A 3,326-nucleotide genomic window follows, 5' to 3' on the forward strand; every position below is an offset into this window, starting at 1 on the left:
ATAGACAGGGGCATGACCGTGGACGTGTCCCGCGCGAAAGCGCTCGGGTTCAAAGCAGCTGCGTGTGGTTGGTCGGGCAACCTGGCGTCGAGCCTGGCCGCCTACTGCGCAAGGGGCGGTTTGACATCAAGGGCGTACCTCCCGGGCCAGATAGATCTCGGGAAGCTGTACCAGACGGTCGCTTATGGAGCGGAGATCGTGCCGTGTACCAGCCGGGAGGAGGCGTTTGAGCACCTGCGCAAGAACCAAGATGAGTTCTATCCGGTCACTGCGAGAAACCCCTTCTTTCTCGAAGGGATAAAAACCACCGGGATCGAGGTCGTCGATCAGTTGGGATGGAGACCTCCAGACTGGATCGTGGTTCCGATGGGCAACGGGTCCCACATAACCATGATGTACAAGGGGCTGAGGGAACTGGAGGAGCTTGGGCTTACCTCCAACTTGAGAACGAGACTCGTTGGCGTACAGGTAGAGGGGTGCTCCCCAATAGCGGACATGATCAGGCCGTCCGCTCGCAGACGGGCCAGCATCGACTGCACTTTCGCTAGGGACATCGCAATCGAGAGTCCAGCCATGGCAGACGAGGCGGCCGAGGCGATCAGAAGGACCCGGGGTGATGTCGCTGTCGTCTCGGAAAAGGAAATACTGGATGCCGTGAAGCTCCTGGCGAAGAACGAGGGAGTATTCGCCGAGCCGGCATCCGCATCGACTGTGGCAGGGCTCAGGAAACTCGTCGACCTCGGGACCATTGTTCGCTCTGACACGGTCGTCTGCACGATTACTGGGACTGGCCTCAAGGATCCGACGATGGCGCGCAGGATAGCCGCGAAAAACCATGTCGCCAGGCGCATGATATCGAAGTATGAACCTGGCGCGGTGTCGAGGAGGATCGGCGACACAAAGATGGTCATCATCGACACGCTCCAGGAAGGAGAAAGCTACGCATACGCTCTGCGCAAGAGGGTGGTAGACCGCATTGGCAAGAATCTGAGCTTGGTGAGCGTCTATCAGCACCTCGCAGAACTCCAGGACCTCGGCTTGATAGCCGTCCAGAAGCGGGAGAGGTCGCCGGAGAGGAGGATCAGAGTATACTACGGGCTCACTGAGAAGGGGACGGAGTTCGTGCGGGCGCAGATCTCCGGCGGCGTTCCGCGGAGATGACGACCGCATCCATGTCCTATCGGTTCCAGCTTATGCATAGGCGTCCTGTTAAGTATGCTGTCCTCGGATGGTTGTCTAAACCTACAGGAGAGATGAACCATGCAGGGCGAATGCGCCATCAGGAGAACGAAGGAGGAAGAGCACGAATCGCCAGAGAGATGCGGGGCTGTTCGGGGCACGACGCTGCTGAAGCGGGGCTTTGCGAGAATGCAGAAGCACGGGGTCATCATGGATGTAACGAGCATTGAGCAAGCGCAGATCGCTGAGGATGCAGGCGCTGTCGCAGTCATGGTCCTTGACAAACTTCCCTACGACGTCAGAAAAGCTGGGGGAGTCGCGCGTACAGCCGGCCTGAAGGCCATTGAGGAGATATTGGCTGGTGTAACAATTCCCGTCATGGCCAAATGCCGCATTGGTCATACCTATGAGGCGAAAATCCTCGAGGCTGCGGGAGTCGATATGATCGATGAATCTGAGGTTCTGACTCCTGCCGATGAGGAGAGGCACATATGGAAGTGGGAATTCACAACGCCCTTCGTGTGCGGCTGTAGGGAACTGGGGGAGGCTTTGCGGAGGATCGATGAAGGCGCGGCGATGCTCAGGACCAAGGGCGAGCCCGGCACGGGAAACGTCGCCGAGGCGGTGAAGCACATAAGGATTGTCAACAACGAGATCAGGCGAATAAAGTCAACCTATGAGAATGAGGATAAGCAGGAACTTATCAGGGCGGCAAGGGAACTCAAGGTTCCCTATGACCTCGTAGCCGAGACTGGCAGACTGGGAAGACTACCAGTAGTCAATTTCGCTGCCGGTGGGATAGCCACGCCAGCAGACGCAGCCCTGATGATGACTCTTGGGTGTGACGGGGTTTTCGTTGGCTCTGGCATCTTCAAGTCCGAGGATCCGAAGGAAAGGGCGAAATCAATTGTTCTGGCCACAACCTTCTTCGATGATCCCTCCGTCGTAATAGAGGCCCAGAGGATGATAGACGAGAAGAGAGCAATGACAGGCCTTGACGTCAACAACCTGGAGTTGAGGATGCAGGAACGGGGTACTGTATGAAGGAGCTGAACATCGGCGTTCTTGGATTGCAGGGCGCAATCGAAGAGCACATTGCAGCGACCAACCTCGCTTTGAATGAGATGGGGCTCGAAGGCAAGGTCCTTGGGGTCAAAACGCCCAAGGAAGTCGGGACTATCGATGGTCTAATCATGCCCGGCGGGGAAACCACCGTCATTGGCGGGCTCTCAATTCTCAACCAGGCATTCGCGGAAGTCAAACAGCGGATATCCGGCGGAATGCCTGTTCTGGGCACGTGCGCCGGCATGATTCTGCTGGCCAAGAGGACCTTCGATCGGGTTGCGGGGGAAACCGAACAACCCATACTGGGTCTGATGGATACCGTGGTCGAGAGGAACGCCTATGGCAGACAGAGAGAATCCTTCGAGGTAGATTTGGACATTCCTGTGTTCGGCGGGAGGGAGTATAGAGGCGTATTCATACGGTCTCCAGCTATCCGAGAGACTGGACCCCAGGTTGAAGTTCTATGTAGGCTCAACAATGTGGCGGTTGCAGTCCGGCAAGACACCATGATTGGCACTGCTTTCCATCCTGAGCTGACAGCGGATACCAGACTTCACCAGCTGTTTGTCAAAGCAGTAGTACAGCAGATTGGAACTGGAAGAACCGCCAGCTACTAGATCTGTTAGATTAGTCTCCAGTGTGAGCTCCTTTGAATCCATTCTCGATGGTGAACTCCAGTAGCTGATTGGAGCAGGCTATTGATTTGGCCTTCGTTGGATCACGCTTTGGTCGCGGGCGAATACTAGGCCGCTACACCGGTTGCACACCGCTTTTTTGCTCCATACTTGTGATTGTATGTGCCAGCTCTAATCACCAGTAGATTCCGGACCATAATCCGGGCCCTCGCACACTATTATCATGCACTGATTCATTTCGAGCTGATGCCAGGGTTGTGATTTCAATGACGGGGGATTTGAAACCGAGTCGAATCAGACATTCCTCCTTGATCTCAATAAAAACGAAAAATGCCGAATTGACACATATCCCTCATCATTCTTCATGCAATTGCACCCTGCGGCAACACCCCTTTGATTTGCATTGGAGTGGGCTGCGTCACTCTGCTTCTTCGCTTCGAGGTTCCA

The 3,326-nt window shown here is 55.6% G+C and carries 3 protein-coding genes; all 3 read left to right on the top strand.

Annotated elements, in window-relative coordinates; genetic code table 11:
- The coding region (locus KJ653_01395; protein ID MBU0684491.1) for a pyridoxal-phosphate dependent enzyme at positions 1–1,161 on the top strand (1,161 nt) is incomplete at its 5' end.
- A 99-nt stretch (positions 1,162–1,260) separates the two neighbouring features.
- The gene (gene pdxS, locus KJ653_01400) at positions 1,261–2,223 is read left to right on the top strand and encodes a pyridoxal 5'-phosphate synthase lyase subunit PdxS (GenBank protein ID MBU0684492.1); all 963 of its coding nucleotides are present in this window, start codon (positions 1,261–1,263) and stop codon (positions 2,221–2,223) included.
- Positions 2,220–2,861 (top strand): pyridoxal 5'-phosphate synthase glutaminase subunit PdxT, encoded by a 642-nt coding sequence (pdxT, locus tag KJ653_01405; GenBank protein ID MBU0684493.1) that lies wholly within the window; start codon positions 2,220–2,222, stop codon positions 2,859–2,861. Before pdxS ends, pdxT begins: the two co-directional genes overlap by 4 nt.
- Positions 2,862–3,326: the final 465 nt, after the last annotated feature.

The sequence above is a fragment of the Candidatus Thermoplasmatota archaeon genome, from assembly GCA_018814355.1.
GTDB lineage: Archaea > Thermoplasmatota > Thermoplasmata > UBA10834 > UBA10834 > COMBO-56-21.

Coding starts and splice junctions, on each gene's coding strand:
- pdxS (MBU0684492.1), top strand. CDS start 1,261: ATGCAGGGCGAATGCGCCATCAGGAGAACGAAGGAGGAAGAGCACGAA.
- pdxT (MBU0684493.1), top strand. CDS start 2,220: ATGAAGGAGCTGAACATCGGCGTTCTTGGATTGCAGGGCGCAATCGAA.